Annotated in this window: 15 protein-coding genes; 9 read left to right on the top strand and 6 right to left on the bottom strand. The window is 65.5% G+C overall.

Annotation, left to right across the window (positions count from 1 at the left end; translation table 11 throughout):
- The first annotated feature begins 26 nt into the window (after nt 1-26).
- The 4 genes from FJT57_RS06380 (at nt 27) to FJT57_RS06365 (ending at nt 3554) form a co-directional block, all read left to right on the top strand.
- Nucleotides 27-776 (top strand): MBL fold metallo-hydrolase, encoded by a 750-nt coding sequence (locus FJT57_RS06380; protein ID WP_144903152.1) that lies wholly within the window; start codon nt 27-29, stop codon nt 774-776.
- Nucleotides 777-857: 81 nt separating this feature from the next.
- Nucleotides 858-1208: a hypothetical protein gene (locus FJT57_RS06375; protein WP_144903149.1), complete on the top strand. Its 351-nt coding sequence runs from the start codon at nt 858-860 to the stop codon at nt 1206-1208.
- Nucleotides 1205-2191 (top strand): alpha/beta hydrolase, encoded by a 987-nt coding sequence (locus tag FJT57_RS06370; RefSeq protein WP_238993932.1) that lies wholly within the window; start codon nt 1205-1207, stop codon nt 2189-2191. Before FJT57_RS06375 ends, FJT57_RS06370 begins: the two co-directional genes overlap by 4 nt.
- A 67-nt stretch (nt 2192-2258) precedes the next feature.
- On the top strand, nt 2259-3554 hold the full coding sequence (locus tag FJT57_RS06365; RefSeq protein WP_144903146.1) for an ornithine cyclodeaminase family domain: 1296 nt from the start codon (nt 2259-2261) through the stop codon (nt 3552-3554).
- Between the two features lie 93 nt (nt 3555-3647).
- On the opposite strand, the gene FJT57_RS06360 is transcribed toward FJT57_RS06365, so the two are convergent.
- Nucleotides 3648-4052, bottom strand: coding sequence for a universal stress protein (locus FJT57_RS06360; protein WP_144903144.1), 405 nt, complete (start codon nt 4050-4052; stop codon nt 3648-3650).
- 148 nt (nt 4053-4200) lie between these two features.
- On the opposite strand from FJT57_RS06360, the gene FJT57_RS06355 reads away from it, so the two are divergent.
- A complete protein-coding gene (locus FJT57_RS06355) occupies nt 4201-5511 on the top strand; it encodes a phosphoribosylamine--glycine ligase (RefSeq protein ID WP_144903141.1) in 1311 nt (436 codons plus the stop codon).
- A 215-nt stretch (nt 5512-5726) separates the two neighbouring features.
- The gene (locus FJT57_RS06350; RefSeq protein WP_144903138.1) at nt 5727-6281 is read left to right on the top strand and encodes a DoxX family protein; all 555 of its coding nucleotides are present in this window, start codon (nt 5727-5729) and stop codon (nt 6279-6281) included.
- A gap of 28 nt (nt 6282-6309) precedes the next feature.
- Here FJT57_RS06350 and FJT57_RS06345 read toward each other — a convergent pair whose 3' ends face one another.
- Nucleotides 6310-6666, bottom strand: coding sequence for a hypothetical protein (locus tag FJT57_RS06345; protein ID WP_144903135.1), 357 nt, complete (start codon nt 6664-6666; stop codon nt 6310-6312).
- 169 nt (nt 6667-6835) lie between these two features.
- The gene (locus tag FJT57_RS06340) at nt 6836-7666 is read right to left on the bottom strand and encodes a ZIP family metal transporter (protein WP_144903132.1); all 831 of its coding nucleotides are present in this window, start codon (nt 7664-7666) and stop codon (nt 6836-6838) included.
- A gap of 167 nt (nt 7667-7833) precedes the next feature.
- On the opposite strand from FJT57_RS06340, the gene FJT57_RS06335 reads away from it, so the two are divergent.
- From FJT57_RS06335 to cruF, 3 genes are all read left to right on the top strand, one after another.
- Nucleotides 7834-9357, top strand: a complete 1524-nt coding sequence (locus FJT57_RS06335; RefSeq protein WP_144903129.1) for a phytoene desaturase family protein — start codon at nt 7834-7836, stop codon at nt 9355-9357.
- Between the two features lie 4 nt (nt 9358-9361).
- Nucleotides 9362-10225: a prenyltransferase gene (locus FJT57_RS06330; protein WP_144903126.1), complete on the top strand. Its 864-nt coding sequence runs from the start codon at nt 9362-9364 to the stop codon at nt 10223-10225.
- Between the two features lie 85 nt (nt 10226-10310).
- Nucleotides 10311-11204 carry a bisanhydrobacterioruberin hydratase gene (gene cruF, locus FJT57_RS06325; RefSeq protein WP_144903123.1) on the top strand — a complete coding sequence of 298 codons (894 nt, stop codon included), beginning with the start codon at nt 10311-10313 and terminating at the stop codon, nt 11202-11204.
- An 80-nt stretch (nt 11205-11284) separates the two neighbouring features.
- Here cruF and FJT57_RS06320 read toward each other — a convergent pair whose 3' ends face one another.
- The 3 genes from FJT57_RS06320 to FJT57_RS06315 form a co-directional block, all read right to left on the bottom strand.
- Complete coding sequence (locus FJT57_RS06320) at nt 11285-12313, bottom strand: phytoene/squalene synthase family protein (protein ID WP_144903120.1); 1029 nt, start codon at nt 12311-12313, stop codon at nt 11285-11287.
- Nucleotides 12314-12497: 184 nt separating this feature from the next.
- Nucleotides 12498-12665, bottom strand: coding sequence for an HVO_2523 family zinc finger protein (locus FJT57_RS16625; protein ID WP_203229118.1), 168 nt, complete (start codon nt 12663-12665; stop codon nt 12498-12500).
- A 107-nt stretch (nt 12666-12772) separates the two neighbouring features.
- Entirely contained in the window at nt 12773-15928 is a 3156-nt protein-coding gene (locus FJT57_RS06315) for an adenosylcobalamin-dependent ribonucleoside-diphosphate reductase (RefSeq protein ID WP_144903117.1), read from the bottom strand.
- Nucleotides 15929-16120 lie beyond the last annotated feature (192 nt).

Genomic DNA, 16120 nt, shown 5'->3' with positions numbered 1-16120 from the left:
TCGGCCGTCCCGCCGTACGCCGTCGTATGCGCCTGACCTTCCTCGGGACCGGCAGCGCGATGCCCGTTCCCGACCGCGTCCAGACGGGCTTGCTCCTCGAGAGCGAGGAACGGTCCCTGCTCGTCGACTGCGGCAGCGGCGTCCTCCATCGGCTCGCCGGTACCGACGTCGGCTACGAGGGCGTCTCCTCCGTCCTCCTGACGCATCACCACCTCGATCACGTCGCGGACCTGCTTCCGCTCCTGAAGGCGCGTTGGCTGGCCGGAGAGGAGTTCCTCGAAGTCGTCGGACCCGCGGGGACCAAGTCCCTCGTCGACGGCCTGCTCGACGTGCACGACTACCTCGACGGACGCGTCGATCTGAGCGTCCGCGAGGTCGGACCGACCGAGTTCGAGATCGCCGGGTTCGACGTCTCCGCGACGGAGATGGTCCACTCGATGGACTGTCTAGCCTACCGGTTTTCCGACGCGGGCTCGGCGGGAGACGTCGTGTACTCCGGCGACGGCGAGGCTGCGGCGAGCCTCGCGAACTTCGCCGACGGGGCCGCACTGCTCGCACACGACTGCTCCTTTCCGGACGACGTCGACGTCTCGAATCACCCGACGCCGTCGCGGCTCGGTTCGGTCCTCGCGGGCCACGAGATCGGGCGCGTCTACCTCACGCACCTCTATCCGCACACCGAGGATCGCCACGAGGAGATGCTCGACTCGATTCGGTCCCGGTACGACGGCGACGTTCGGTTCGCCCGCGACGGACTCCGCGTCGAGGTCGAGTGATCAGTCCGCTCGAGCACGGTGACGCGAATCGCGCCCGCCTCTCGCGGCAACTGTTTACTCACTCCGGATAGAAGGGTCGGTATGAACGACGTTATCTCGGGGCTCGAAGGCGACCTCCGATCGAACGGGATCAGCGTCGAGTCGATCGATCCGAACGGAGAGACGGTCGATTTGGCCTATCTCACGGCGTTCCCTGACGTCTCGGTGAACCACCAGGAGATGGGACGCGCCCTCCGGACGTTCATCGACGCTGCCGAACACGGCGAGTGGGAGCCGAAGCGCGTCGAGGCGACGGTCCTCCGTCACGAGGACGACGTCCAGGGGAGCTGGCACGCCGAGGCCGACTGGTTCCGCCAGTACCTCGACTACGACAGCAGCGGCGAGGAGTTCTCCGCGCGAGTCATCGGGACGCTCTCGGAGGGTCGGCCGTGACGATCCGCCGTCCCGAACACGACGACAGCAGCGACCAGTCCACGGTCGAACGAGGACCGCGGCCGGAAGCGCGTCGCAAGCGTCCCTCCCGCGACGACTTCTCGACGGTTACACTCACGTTCCGAAGCGGCGGCGAGCGCTGCGTCGGGCGGCTCTACCGGCCGGACCGACCCGCCGACCCGGCGCTGATCGTCCTGGGCGGCGGACCGATCGGAGCGGAGGGCGCGGGGCTCGACCGGTTCGCCGAGCGCCTCGCTGCGGCCGGGTGCGCGGTGTTCCACTTCGACGAGCGAACGACGGGAGACAGCGACGGCGAGCCGCGAAACCACCTCTCTCCGACGCGCCAACGCGCCGATTGGGAGGCGGCGCTCGCGGGGTTACGCGGCCGCAGCGACGTCGCCACCGACCGCGTGATCCTCTGGGGCATCGACCTCGCCGGAGGGACCGTTCTCGACGTCGCCGCCGACGATCCGCGGGTCAGCGCCGTCGTCGCGCAGACGCCGATCCTCGACGGACGCGCGTTCCTCCGACAGCGGGGCGCGGGATTCCTCGCGAAAGGGATTCTCTCGGGCGTCTGCGACGTCATCCAGTCGCGACTGCGTGGGCCGCATACGGTCCCGATCGCCGACGAGAGCGGCGAATCCGGCGGTTCCGCGCTCGTCTCCACGCCAAGCGCGCATCGCGCGTACCGCGACCTCGTCGACGACGACTGGGAGAACCGAACCCCGGCGCGGTCGCTCCTCGCGCTGGCCCGCCACACCGCTGGCGACGACCGCGATCGACTCGCCTGTCCCGTCCTGTTCGTCGGCGGCACCCGCGACGACGTCGTCCCGATCGAATCGATCGAAGCCGCGAGCGAGTCGCTTGCGAACGCGACGCTGGTCCGCCTCCCCGCGGGGCACTTCGACCTCTACGACGGCAGGGGATTCGAGCAGGCGATCGGCCACGGCCTCGCCTTCGTCGACGCGGCCGTCTCGGAGTGATCCGGTCGGATCCGGTGACTGCGCCGTCGGCGTAACCGTCTTTTAGCTCCCGAGCGCACTTCCTCGAATGAGCCTCACGCGGACTGTCGAACTCGACGGGCACATCATCGACTCCGGGACGTTGCAGCGCACGTTCGGGATCGTGATGGACTTCGGCGGCACCTTCGAGATCGAGACGTTCGACGTCGGACGGCGCAAAGACGAGACCTCGTACTGCCGGATGCAGGTCAGCGCCGACGACGAGCAGTCGCTCCGAGAGATCCTCCACGAACTCCACCAGAACGGGGCGAACCTCGCGGATCCCGTCGACGCCCGGGTCGAACCCGCCCCGGCGGACCAAGTCGTCCCGCACGGCTTCTACTCGACGACGAACCACCCGACGGAGATCAGATACGACGGCGAGTGGATCCCCGTCGAACACATCGAGATGGACTGCGCGATCGTCGTCGAAGCGGGTGGGTCAAAGGCGAGCGACGGCGACGCCGGGGAACCTGACGTCGACACCGACGGCGAATCCGACGGGGGCGTTCGCGCTCGAACGAAAGTTCTGAACGCGATCCGCGAGGGTGACCTCGTCGTCACCGATGAGGCGGGGATCCGCGTCAAGCCGCCGGACCGCCCCCGCGACGCGTCCGGTCCGTTCGGGTTTATGCAGGGGGGCGTCTCCTCGGAGCGGCCCTCGGAGTCGCTCATCCGGGAGGTCGCCGACGCGGTCGTCGCGACCGAAGAGCGGGACGAATCGGTGCTCGTCGTCGCCGGACCGGCGGTCATTCACGCGGGCGGCGGCGACGACCTCGCGCGACTGGTCCGCGCGGGATACGTGGATATGCTCTCGGCGGGCAACGGGTTCGCCACCCACGACATCGAACGCGGGCTCTACGGGACGTCGCTGGGGATGGATATGGAGACGATGGAGCATCCACGGACGGGCCACAAACACCACATCTACGCGATCAGCGAGATCATTCGGGCTGGCGGGATCGAACCGGCGGTCGAAGACGGTCTCGTCACGGAGGGCGTGATGTACGAGTGCGTCGAAAACGACGTCCCGTACGTGCTCGCGGGCTCGATCCGCGACGACGGACCGCTCCCGGACACGATCACCGACGCCGTCGAGGCGCAGAACGCGATCCGAGAACAGGCCCGCGAGGCCGACCTGGTCCTGCTGCTCTCGTCGCTGCTTCACTCCGTCGCCGTCGGCAACTGCCTCCCGTCGACGACGAAGGTCGTCTGCGTCGACATCAACCCCGCGACCGTGACGCAACTGCTCGACCGCGGCAGCTCTCAGGCGATCGGGATGGTGACCGACGTCGGCACGTTCGTCCCGCTGCTCGCGGACGCGATCCTCGATTCCGAGGCATAAGTCGGCGGTCGCTCGCCTCGCTCACTCGGCTTGCTCACCCGGTCACTCGGCTTGCTCACCCGGTCACTCGAACTCGTCGCTCGACCGAATTGGTCACTCGGCGTCTTCGAGCGGAACGACGATCATCGGCCGCGTCGAGTGAAGGAGGATCCGCTGGGCGGTGCTGCCAAAGACGACCTTCGCGGTCGGGTTCCGCTTTCGGATGCCGAGGGCGATCTCGTCGGCGTCGACCCGCTCGGCCTGATCGAGGACGTCCTTGTACGGATCGTTACCGCGAACGTACTGGTGGGTCTCCACCGTCGCGATCGCACCCAGTCGCGATGAGACGACGTTGAGCGCCTCCTCGCCGTCGCGGACGTCCACCGCGTCGGTCTCCTCGCCGCCGCGGTGGGAGTTCACCGCGTGGATCTCGTCGCTGCCGGAGATCCGTTCGACGAGGTAATCGCAGAGTCGGGCGCTCGTGTCGACGTGGTTCGTCGCGAGTACGTACGTAGTCATACCATAGCTACCGCGTGGTATGACCAAAAATCCACCACTCCCGAGCCCGACACCGACCCACGGGTGTCGGTGCTATGCGAGGTGGACGCCCTCGACTTCAGTCGCGAGCCACTGGCACACTCAAGTCACTCCTGGTCGAATCGAACGTATGGATCGACAGCGGTTCCTGTTCGTCTCCGCCGACGCCGCCCTCGTCACCGATCTCGCGTGGCAGATCCACCGCGAGGGCCACGACGTGAAGTACTACATCGAGGCCGAGAGCGACCGAGAGATCGGGGACGGGTTCGTTCCGAAGACCGACGACTGGGAGTCGGAGGTCGAATGGGCCGACGTCATCGTCTTCGACGACGTCTGGGTGGGCTCGGACGTCGGCACCGGCGCCCTCGCGCGGGAACTCCGCGAGCGGGGGAAGGCGGTCGTCGGCGGCACGCCGAACACCGATCGACTCGAAGAGGACCGCGGATACGCGATGGAAGTACTCGAAGAGCACGGCGTCGATACCATCGAGCACCACGTGTTCCGGGACTTCGACGCGGGAATCCAGCACGTCCGAGAGAACCCCGCTCCCTACGTGATCAAACCGCTCGGCGAGGTGCAGAACGTCAAGCGCCTCCTGTACGTCGGTAACGAGGACGACGGCAGCGACGTCGTCGACGTGCTGAACGCTTACAAGAAGGCGTGGGGTCACCGTATGAAGGGCTTCCAACTCCAGCGGAAGGTCGAGGGCGTCGAGATCGCCGTCTGCGGGTTCTTCAACGGCGAGCGGTTCATCGATCAGGTGAATTTCAACTTCGAGCACAAGAAGCTGTTTCCCGGAAACATCGGGCCGTCGACAGGCGAGATGGGGACATCGATGTTCTGGGCGGGTCGCAACGAGCTGTTCGAGGAGACGCTCGGAACCCTCGAAGAATGGCTTGCGGGGGAGGGCTACGTCGGAAGTATCGACATCAATTGTATCGTGAACGAAACCGGGATTTACCCGCTTGAGTTCACCCCGCGGTTCGGCTACCCGACGATCGCCCTTCAGGAGGAATCGATCGAGTCCTCGACCGGGCGGTTTTTCTCCGATCTCGCTCGCGGGGCAGATCCCGACCTCGAAGTCCACCGGGGCTTTCAGGTCGGTGTTCGCGTCGTGTTGCCGCCGTTCCCCTTCGACGACGAGAAGACGTACGACGAGAACTCCCGGAACGCCGCTATCGTGTTTCAGTCGGACAGTCGGGAAGGGATCCACCTCGAAGACACGAAGAACGTCGACGGACAGTGGCGCGTGGCGGGCGAGAGCGGAATGCCGCTCGTCGTTACCGGGAAGGGGGAGACGATGCAGCAGGCCCGCGAGCGGTGCTACGCCCGCATCGAGGACGTCGTGATCCCGAATATGTACTACCGCGACGATATCGGAGAACGGTGGACCGCGGGCGACGGCGACAGACTCCAGGCGTGGGGGTATCTCGGCCCCTAAGCGTAGAGGCCGCTCATTCCTGAGTCACGGAAGCGTACGTATGATCGGCCGAGTACTCCCCGAGGACCGCAGCTAAGAGTCAGTGGCTCCGTCACCCCGGCGTTCGTATTACGTCCAGACGGATGTCAACGTCACCCGACCGTCGATGAGTGTCAACAACTGGTAACCGCACACCCAACTTTTTATAACCCGTACTCGACACTTAGGTGTACATTATGTCTACTCAAGAAATCACACTCAAGAGCACGCTCGCCGGATTCACGGCGGAGGGGAAGCTTCACACGTTAAGCGTCTGGTTCATTCTCGCACTCAGGCTGATGATGGGACTGGCGTTCTTCCAGAGCGGATTCGATAAGGTCCTCTCCGGAAGTTTCAGCGCCGCGGGCTATCTGCAGAACGCCCCGGCGGCGAACGGCAGTCCGGCCGCGGACCTGTTCGCCGCGATGGGCCAGATGCCGTGGTTCGTCGACTTCGTCAACGTGGCCGTTCCGTGGGGAGAGATCCTCATCGGCCTCGGACTCATCGTCGGGGCGTTTTCACGCCTCGCGGCGTTCTGGGGCGCGTTTATGATGCTCCTGTTCTACCTGGGGAACTGGGACATCTCCCACGGCTACATCAACGGCGACTTCGCGTATATGCTCGTGTTCCTCTCGGTTGCCGCCTTCGGTGCCGGGCGGATCCTGGGCCTCGACGCCTACATCGAGCAGTACGACGTCGGCGGCGAACCGCTGATCGAGCGGTACCCGTGGATGCGCTACATCCTCGGCTAATCGCCGTCCTTTCGGTTTTCACTGTTTTTCACGACGATACGCTCCACGCTCGCACGAAGACGGCTAGCGCACCGATCACGCCAGCGACGACGCCGACGACGAGTGCCGCGATGACGCCGAATCCAGTGCCGAGCACGAGTGCGGCGAACCCGACGAGGAACGCGACCGCGAACCCGACGAGCGCCCTCGCGAGCGTCGGCGATCGGCCCCGGTAGCTGAGCAGGACCACCGCGGCCGCGACGACGCCGACGAAGACACCCGCCGGAAGCCCGAGAAACACCGAGAATTCCACAGTCGACGACAGGATCTCCGTGACTGCGACGAACGCCGCTACGGACGCTGCGAGACCCGCGAGCGCCGCCGATCCGACCTCACGAACGTTCATACACCGAGTACGGCGCGTCCGGAGAAAAGTATATGCTCGCTGACTCGTTGTTTGGACGCTTTCTGATTCGTTGTTTGGACACCCCCTGACTCGTTGTTCGGAGTTCCCGCGGTATCGTCAACACCGCGTACGTGGGTGTCGAGGACGACTTTATCGACGCTGACAGCCCTCAGGCGACGAGGAGCCACGCGAGTAAGACGACCAGCCCGCCGATCGAGGTTGAGACCACCGCGTGGATGCGCAGTCGATCGAGAAGCGCGTGGGCGTCGCCGGAGACCGAAAGCAGGTCGTGAATCTCGCTCCCGATCTCACAGCGGGGCAGGAAGTCCATCGCGACGTGGAGGAAGACCCCGGCGGCGAAGCCGAACACGAGGCCGCGTACCGGTCCGGCCGCCGGAAGGGCGACCATCGACGAGAGGAGGCCCGCGACGCCGACGCCGGTCGCCGGGAGTAGCAACACCGACGGGTCGCGCCCGGTGTTCGCGAGGCGGCGCGCCGCGGCGTATCCGGCGGGGCCCTTGTGCGAGACGATCGCGAGGCCGAGCAGCGGCCCGAGTTCCGGCATATTTCCGTAGATGATCCCGATGATCGCTCCCGCCGAGAAGGCGTGCGCGGTCAACTCCGCGACGGTCCGGTCCATCGGGAGATCCATATGGGCGAGCCGGTGGCCGATCGTGTGCGAGGCGAAGCCCGCGAGCAGGCCGAACGCGACGCCGAAACCGCCCCACCGGGGGTGCTGGCCGATCGCCTGCGGGACCAGGAAGACCGCCGCGCTCGTCACCATCGCCCCCGCTGCGAGGCCGTATCCCCACACCAGCGCACCGGCGCTTTCGCCGCCGGTCTTCGCCCCCAGCGGGGCTGCCACGGCCATCGCCAGGAACGCGACCCACGAGATGCCGACGAGTTTTCCGGCCCCGGTCGTCCCGGTGACGATCGCGAACACCGACAGCGCGGCGAGTACCAGTGTCGCGACGACGCCGAGACGAGAGATTCGAGTCACGATATGAACTCGGATCCCGAAATTAATAACACTCACGTTCTCGCGGACGAAATCGCCGCTTCGGTTCGTCCGCTTCGTGATCCACTTACCGCTCCGTGACCATCCTACCCGTTTCGTGAGGCGATCCGGCCAGCCGATTTATACCCACTACGCTCCACTGTTGGGCTATGGACGCGATTTCGGACTCCCGCTCGCTCGACGGCGCGGACGTCGTCGTCGTCGGTGGCGGTTTCGGCGGCCTCTCGACGGCCTGTTATCTCTCCGGTGCGGGTGCGGACGTGACGCTGTTGGAGAAGAACGGGCAACTCGGCGGACGAGCGAGCCGATTGGAAGTCGACGGGTTCCGCTTCGATATGGGACCCTCGTGGTATCTGATGCCCGACGTATTCGAGCGCTTCTTCGCCCACTTCGATCACGAGCCCGCCGACTACTACGATCTCACGCGACTGGACCCGCACTACCGGATCTTCTTCAAAGACGGCGACCGCGTGGATATGGTGCCGGACCTCGAACAGAATCGACGGGTCTTCGAGTCATACGAACCCGGCGCGGGCGAGCGTTTCGACGACTACCTCGAAAAGTCGAAGACGAACTACGAGGTCGGGATGGAGCACTTCGTCTACGAGGACCGGACGTCGGTCCGAGACTTCCTCGATTGGGACGTCGCGAAGAACGCCCGCGGACTCTCCCTGATCGGGTCGATGCAGCGCCACGTCGAGAAGTACTTCGACCATCCGAAGCTTCAGCAGATAATGCAGTACACGCTGGTGTTTCTCGGGGGGGCACCGACGAACACCCCCGCGCTGTACAACCTGATGAGCCACGTCGATTTCAATATGGGCGTCTACTACCCCGAGAACGGCCTCGGTGGTGTCGTCGACGGTATCGTCTCCCTAGGCGAGGAACTCGGCGTCGACTTCCGAACCGACGCGCCGGTCACCGAGATTCGAGGTCACCAGGGCGCGTTCGTCGTTCGGACCGAGCGTAACGACGGTCGACCCGGGAGCGGCGAGGAGTTCTATCCCGACTACGTCGTCAGCGACGCCGACTACCGACACACCGAAATGGAGTTGCTCCCCCCCGAAAACCGCCAGTACGACGCCGACTACTGGGATTCCAGAACGTACGCGCCCTCCGCGTTCCTCCTGTATCTCGGCGTCGAGGGCGACGTCGATCCGCTCGAACACCACACGCTCGTGCTGCCGACCGACTGGGACGAGCACTTCGATCGGATCTTCGACGATCCGGCGTGGCCGGAGGACCCGGCGTACTACCTCTGTGTCCCCTCCGAAACCGACGACAGCGTCGCTCCCGAGGGCCACTCGAACCTCTTCGCGCTCGTCCCGATCGCGGCGGGGTTGGAGGACACGCCCGAACTGCGGGCGGAGTTCCGCGACCTCGTGCTGGACGACATCGAGGAGAACACCGGCGTGGCCCTCCGCGATCGGATCGTCGTCGAGGAATCATTCTGCGTGAACGACTTCTCCGAGCGGTACAACAGCACGAACGGCACCGCTCTCGGTCTCGCGCACACGCTCAGACAGACCGCGCTGTTCCGGCCGCCGCACCGGTCTTCAGCGGTCGACGGCCTCTACTTCACCGGGTCGTTCACGACGCCCGGCATCGGCGTGCCGATGTGTCTCATCAGCGGCCAGTTGACCGCCGAGGCGATGATCGAACGGGCGGGCTGAGCGAATGGCTACGCACGCTCGAACCGGGGGAATCACCGGACGCCTTCGGTATCTCTTGACGCTATCGCGGCCGCGCTTTTGGCTCTACCTTGCGGGACCCGTCGCGGTCGGTGCGACCTTCGGCGCGGAGACGACGGCCGACCTGTTCGCGCCGGTGACGCTCGTCCTGTTCGCGTACTTTCTCCTCCCGGCGAACGTCTTTCTCTACGGCGTCAACGACGTCTTCGACGCCGACGTCGACGCCGACAACCCCAAGAAAACCGAGCGGGAGGCTCGCTGGCGTGGCGATCCCAGTATCGCGGTTCTCATCGCTGCGTCGGCGGTGCTGGGCGTGGCGGTGTTCGGGGTCGCTCCGCTCGTGGCGTGGCCGTACCTCGTCGGCTTCTTCTTCCTCGGACTGCAGTACTCCGCGCCGCCGCTACGCTTCAAGACGACGCCGGTTCTGGATTCGGTCTCGAACGGGCTGTACATCCTCCCGGGCGCGGCCGCCTACGCGGCGGTCGCGGGGGCCCATCCGCCGCTCGCGGCTCTCGCGGGCGCGTGGCTCTGGACGATGGGGATGCACACGTTCTCGGCCATCCCCGATATCGAACCCGACACGGAGGTCGGAATACGCACGACCGCGACGTTCCTCGGCGAGCGGCGAACGCTCGCGTACTGTCTCGGCTGCTGGCTCGCCGCCGCGGTCACCTTCGCGCTGGTCGACGTCAGGATCGGCCTGTTGCTCGTCGCCTACCCGGCGCTCGTCTTCGTGATCTATCGCTCGAACGTCGACGTCGAGCGCGCCTACTGGTGGTATCCGATCGTGAACACGGCCGTCGGTACGGTCCTGACGCTCGGCGGGCTCTGGAGGCTCGTCTATGCCTGACTCCTCCGGAGGCTCGTCTATGCCTGACTCTTCGGGAGATTCGTCTACATCTGACTCTTCCGGAGTCTCGTCTACGCCTGATTCGATGGCCAGCGAGTCGCGCTCGGATCGACTTCCGAGCACCCGCGCGGAGTGGGAGGCCCGACTGGAGGAACTGGTCAGGGAGAACCGCTTTACCATCTCGGTGTTCTTCCCGCTGAACGGGATCGTCCTCCTGCTCGCCAGCGCCGAGGGAGCGCTCCCCGAGCCGCTCGCGTTCAACGGCCTGCTGATCCTGCTCGGGACGCTCGTGATGCGCTCGCCGCTCGTCGTCGGCCTTCTCCCGATCACCGACCGGCGCGCGGCCGCGGGCGTCGGCGCATTGACGCTGTACGCTTACGGGATCGAGTACCTTGGCGTTCACACCGGCGTTCCCTACGGCGAGTTCTTCTACGGCGTCGACCTCGGGCCGATCGTCGGCGGGGTTCCGCTCGGCCTGCCGGTCTTTTTCATCCCGCTCGTGATGAACTCGTATCTGCTCTGTCTGCTGCTCTTGGGTGATCGCGCCGCCCGGACGGGCGTCCGTCTCCTCGCGGTGATCGCGGCGGTGCTGGCGATGGACGTCGTCCTCGACCCCGGTGCGGTCGCGCTCGGCTTCTGGGTGTACCCGAAGGGCGGCGCGTTCTACGGCGTCCCGCTGTCGAACTACGCCGGGTGGGTGCTCTCTGCCGCGGTCGCCGTCGTCGCCATCGACTGGGGTTACGACCGACGCGCGCTCCTCGCGCGGCTCGACGACTGCGAGTTTCTGCTGGACGATCTGATCTCGTTCGTCATTCTCTGGGGCGGTATCAACGCGTGGTTCGGCAACTGGATCCCCGTCGCGTTCGCGGCGCTGTTCGGTCTCGGACTACTCCGGACCGATCGGTTCGACGCGCCGCTTTCGGCGGGGTCGTGGAACAACCTCGGACGGGACGAGTCAGCGACAGATCGGAAGCGGTGATTGGCAGGAAGAGCGACGACCGACCGAAAGCCGCCAGTTGACGACGAACACCGTGCGCCGTCGCGGACGGCGGCCGTCAGTTATTCGGTGAACCCGCGGATCCACCCGGACAGCCGGCGGCCCAGACACCCCGAGGAGAGCGGCCACCACGTCCGGTTCGTGGACGGGCCCGAGTGACCCGATTCGGTCGCCGCCTCGTCTTCTTCGGGATACGGAACGACGCTGACTTGTCGGAAGACGGCGACCGGATCGCGCTCGACCGCCCAGTACAGCCGGGTCTTCACGAGTAACAGCAGCTTTCGTGACGTCGACAGCGACGGCGTCGTCGAGAGGACGTCGCAGTCCAGTTTCCGGATCTCGCGGTGGTGGTCGGCGTAGAGCACGGCCGCCAGAAGCACCGCGAACTGGCAGTCCTCGGGTAGGTGCGGAATCCCCTCGACGCCCTCGCGGTAGAGCGATTCGGTCCGCCGGAGTTCGGCCTCCATCGCCGCGCGAAAGTCCCCGTCGAACTCGAAGTTCAGGATCTGTTCTTCGGTGACGCCGTGCTCGTCGAGCGTCTCCCGCGGGAGGTAGATCCGGTCGCGTTCGACGACGTCCTCGCGGACGTCACGGAGGAAATTTGAGAGTTGGAACGCCTCACCGAGGGCCGTGGCGTGCGGCAGCGCCCGTTCGGCCTCCGGCGTCTCCATAATCTGGGTCATCATCCGGCCGACGGCCGCGGCCGACCCGTCCATGTACGCCTCCAACTCCTCGTAGGTCTCGTAACGGTCCTTCTCGATATCTGCGAGCATCGCATCGACGAACACGTCGATGTCGGCCTCGGCGATGTCGTACCGCTCGCGAAGCTCGACGAACGCGACGAGCACCGGATCGTCGCTCTTCTCGTGACCGAGCACCTGCCTGCGCAGTTCTTCGAGTTGGCGGCGCTGTTCGGCTGGCGAAGCCGTGTCGGCCGCGTCGACGACTTCGTCGGCCATCCTGAAGAACGCGTACAGCACGTACGTCGCGTGCCGGACGCGCTCGGGGAGGACCCGAGTCGCCAGGTGGAAGGTCTTTCCCGTGCGGCGCTGAATCGCCTTGCTCTGTCGGATCTGTTCTGCTTTGACCATCGTTAGGTGTCACGGTTCAGGGCGTCTCGTCGCGGTACCGTCGGACCACTCATCTGTCATCCAATGGACGGACCGGACTCATATAACGCTTCGTGCCGATCTGAAAGAAAATCAGGCGAAACTGGAAGAAACGGCCAGTAGACTCATATACCACGATTCTCGCACCTCTCCGGATATTGTCATATCACCAGAACGTGTCGCTGCAGTCGTAGATCACGCCGTGCTCGGGGCAGACGTACTTGCAGTGGCGATGGTCCATCGATCGCTCGCAGATCGGACACGGACGTCCGGGGAGCGTCTCGACGCCGTCGTCGACGTCGGCCGCGTCACTCGCCTCGCTCGGATCGCTCACGTCGGACCCGGCGCTCGCCGACGATAAGAAGGTTCGCGTTTGAAAAGCGAGTCGGAACCGACCCGTCGACAGTCGAACCGGCGAAACCGAGCGCGTTCAGCCGACGCTCAGCACTCCGACCAGCCGCAGGACTCGCAGGTCTTGCAGCCTTCGGAGTAGTACAGCGACATACTGCCGCACTCGGGGCATTCGGGGCTCTCTCCGGCCGCGAGCAGGTCGTCGGTCGCGTCCGGTGCGGCGTCCATCGGCGTTCCGTCGTCCGTCTGCGCGTCGGGGTTCACGGGTGCGTCGCCGACGTCGACGGCCGCGCCGCCGTCGGTTTCGCGACCCGCCGAGAGGTCGGCTTCGGCCCCATCGGACAGTTCCGTGAGGTTCTGCTGCTGCGGGTAGCCCTTGTCGATCTCGCCGTCGAGGTAGCGCCGCATCGCCGTGCCGATCGCGTCCGGAATGGAGTTGATCTGCTCGCCTTTGTCCCAGGCGACCTTCGGGCTGCGGATGCCCTGTAGCTCGCTGGCGATCTCGCTCGGATCGACGCCGGAGCGGAGCGCAGTCGAGATGGTCTTCGCGAGCGCCTCGGTGAAGGAGGCGGTGAAGCCGCCGGAGTTGCCGATGTTCGCGAACAGCTCGAACGGCTGGCCGTGCTCGTCCTCGTTGATGTTGACGTAGAGCTTTCCGTAGCCCGTGTCGATGCGCTGGGTCACGCCGTGGAGCACGTCCGGCCGCGGCCGTTTCTTGCCCAGATCGGTCTCGCCGTCGGCCGCCGACAGGAGGCGGTCGACCTCCTCGTCGAGCGCGGCCTGTACGGCCTCGTTGTCGAGGAAGCCCTCGAGGCCGCCGAAGACCTCCTCGATCTGTTCGACCAGCGTCTCCGCGGCCTCGCCCTCGTCGGCGAAGTCGGCGTTCTTCGCGCGGGTGGTGAGGACCTGCTTCGAGCGCGTGCCGTCGCGGTAGACGGTGACGCCCTTGCCGCCGTTACGGTAGATGTAGCGGTACACCTCGTCCATATCCTCCTTCGACGCGGAGTTCGGGAAGTTGCAGGTCTTCGAGATGGCGGAGTCGACGCCCTCCTGGGTGGCGCACTGGACCGCCGCGTGCTGCTTGCCCGAGAGGTCGCCGGTGACGACGAACAGCTCCGAGATGGCGTCCGGGACGGTCGACAGCGACGAGACGCCGTCGAACTCGTTCGCGGCCATCTGCTCTTGGGCCTCTTTCTTTACGGCGTCGACGTCGATGTCGTTGGCCTCCAGGACTCGGAGGAAGTAATCGTCGAACTCGACGAGCATCTCGTCGCCCTGGACGTCGTCTGAGACGTTCTTGTAGTAGGCGACGTTGTAGATCGGCTCGATCCCGCCCGTCGTGTTGCCGACCATCGAGGTCGTGCCCGTCGGCGCGACGGTGGTCGTGTTGTGATTCCGGACCGGGAAGCCCTCGGCCCACTCGTCGGCGTCGAGGCCGGTGTGGTGCTCGAACCACTCTCGGTATTCGGTCGGGTTCGCGTACTTCGAGTCGTCCCAGTCGTTGAACGCGCCGCGCTCGTCGGCGAGTTCGTGACTGGTCCACTTCGAGGTGTGGTTGATGTGCGTCATCAGCTGTCGGGCGACCTCGTTGCCCGCCTCGGTACCGTACTGGATGCCGAGCTGGATGTACAGCTGCGCCAGCCCCATTACGCCCAGCCCGATCTTCCGCATATCGCGGACCTTCTGCTCGATTTCGGGCACCGGGAAGTCCGACATCGTGACGACGTTCTCGAGGAAGTGCGTCCCTCGGTCGATGCGGTAGTCGAACTCCTCCCAGTCGATGGCGTCGGCGAGGAACGCGTCGACGGCGTCTTCGAACGCGTCGAACTCGTCGCCGTGCTCGTCGTACCAGAGCCGCCAGTCGGGAGCGTCGAAGTCGACGAGCGTCGAGAGGTTGATGTGTCCGAGGTTGCAGGCCTCGTACTCTTCGAGCGGCTGCTCGCCGCAGGGGTTCGTCGCCAGGATCCGGTGGTCGGGGTGCTCCTCGACGTCGAAGGAGTGCTGTTTGTTGACGCGTTCGAGGTAGATGACGCCCGGTTCGCCGTTCTCGTGCGCGCCGTCGACGATCTGGTCCCAGAGCTTCTCGGCCGGGACCGAGAGCACTTCGCCGACCTCGACGTGCTCGCCGAGCCCGAACATATCGTACAGTTCCTTCGTCTCGGGCGTCGCGACGTGTGGTTCCTCCGTGCGGGGGTTCGTGAAGGTGAACTCCTCGCCCGCGAACAACGCCTCCATAAAGTCGTCGGTGACGCCGACGGAGATGTTGAAGTTCGAGAGGTGCCCCTCGACCGCGTTCCGGAGGTGTTTGGGGACGCGTCCCTCCTCGTCGATGAGTTCGCGCGCCTCTTCGAGCGCGTCCGCGAAGGAGTTGTGCGTGAAGTCGTCGGGGTCGTTGAGCCGAAGCGTGTTCGCCAGCGAGACGTCCTTGTTCTTCGCGTGGAGGAACTGGATGACGTCCGGGTGGCTGACGCGCATCACGCCCATCTGTGCGCCACGCCGCGCGCCGCCCTGTGCGATCGTCTCACAGAGCTGATCGTACGTCCGCATAAACGTGATCGGGCCCGAGGCGATGCCGCCGGTCGATCCGACTGCGTCGCCGTAGGGACGGAGTCGCCAGAACGCGTACCCCATCCCGCCGCCGCTCTGGAAGACCTGTGCGGCCTCCTTCGCGGTCTGGTGGATGTCGTCGATGTCGTCGTCCGGCGAATCGACGAAACACGCCGAGAGCTGCTGGAGTTCGTCGCCCGCGTTCATCAGCGTCGGCGAGTTCGGCATAAAGGAGAGGTCCTCCATCAGCTCCTCGAACTCCTGTCGCTTGTTTTCGACCGCGGAGCGGATCTCCTTGGGGAGTTCGGGAACGACGGTGTCGTAGGCGAACTTGTTGACGTTGTACACCGACAGCGACGTCTCCGCGTCCGCCTCTGGGGTGACGCCCTTCCCGAACACGTCCTCGGCGAGTTCGTCGCGGCGCGGGTGGTCGGGCTTCAATTGCTCGGGCGTGACGGTCACGTCGATGTCCCGCTTTTCGGCCTCGTAGACCGCCTCGGCGAGCGCGACGTTCTTGGCGACGCGCGGGAAGAGTTCCTCCTGCGTCTCGGCGGGATGGCCGTTGGCGTCCTTGCGGAGGTACCGCGCGGGCAGGATGTTGTGGTAGGCGTTCGCGGTGAGTCGCTCTTCGAGGGTGTCCCCGTCGGTTCGCTTGACGGGAAGTTCGAGGTCACCTGCGCCCACGTTGGGTGTGCTCATCTACTGTTCCTCCGGTCCAGTGCTGTCACACCGGACGTTTTCGGATCGATTGCGTGGCTCAGTTCCGGTCATTTGTAACGATGTCTTGTGAGTGCGGCCGGTCGGTTAAGGCTTCGGTATCCGGGTATCCCCATATAAATATCACATCGAGCACCTTATACACGACCGCCGTCGGCACGGTGTTGCCGTTGC

This window comes from Halobellus captivus (assembly GCF_007655485.1).
Lineage (GTDB): Archaea > Halobacteriota > Halobacteria > Halobacteriales > Haloferacaceae > Haloquadratum > Haloquadratum captivum.
Note: the sequence above shows the minus strand (reverse complement) of the source record. Positions and strands in the feature narration are given on the sequence as shown.

What these genes read in the sequence shown, in the direction of transcription:
- FJT57_RS06330 (WP_144903126.1), top strand. Translation starts at nt 9,362, where the DNA reads ATGGCTACGCACGCTCGAACCGGGGGAATCACCGGACGCCTTCGGTAT.
- FJT57_RS06315 (WP_144903117.1), bottom strand. Translation starts at nt 15,928, where the DNA reads ATGAGCACACCCAACGTGGGCGCAGGTGACCTCGAACTTCCCGTCAAG.
- FJT57_RS06360 (WP_144903144.1), bottom strand. Translation starts at nt 4,052, where the DNA reads ATGACTACGTACGTACTCGCGACGAACCACGTCGACACGAGCGCCCGA.
- FJT57_RS06350 (WP_144903138.1), top strand. Translation starts at nt 5,727, where the DNA reads ATGTCTACTCAAGAAATCACACTCAAGAGCACGCTCGCCGGATTCACG.
- FJT57_RS06355 (WP_144903141.1), top strand. Translation starts at nt 4,201, where the DNA reads ATGGATCGACAGCGGTTCCTGTTCGTCTCCGCCGACGCCGCCCTCGTC.
- FJT57_RS06365 (WP_144903146.1), top strand. Translation starts at nt 2,259, where the DNA reads ATGAGCCTCACGCGGACTGTCGAACTCGACGGGCACATCATCGACTCC.
- cruF (WP_144903123.1), top strand. Translation starts at nt 10,311, where the DNA reads ATGGCCAGCGAGTCGCGCTCGGATCGACTTCCGAGCACCCGCGCGGAG.
- FJT57_RS06335 (WP_144903129.1), top strand. Translation starts at nt 7,834, where the DNA reads ATGGACGCGATTTCGGACTCCCGCTCGCTCGACGGCGCGGACGTCGTC.
- FJT57_RS06375 (WP_144903149.1), top strand. Translation starts at nt 858, where the DNA reads ATGAACGACGTTATCTCGGGGCTCGAAGGCGACCTCCGATCGAACGGG.
- FJT57_RS06380 (WP_144903152.1), top strand. Translation starts at nt 27, where the DNA reads ATGCGCCTGACCTTCCTCGGGACCGGCAGCGCGATGCCCGTTCCCGAC.
- FJT57_RS06345 (WP_144903135.1), bottom strand. Translation starts at nt 6,666, where the DNA reads ATGAACGTTCGTGAGGTCGGATCGGCGGCGCTCGCGGGTCTCGCAGCG.
- FJT57_RS06320 (WP_144903120.1), bottom strand. Translation starts at nt 12,313, where the DNA reads ATGGTCAAAGCAGAACAGATCCGACAGAGCAAGGCGATTCAGCGCCGC.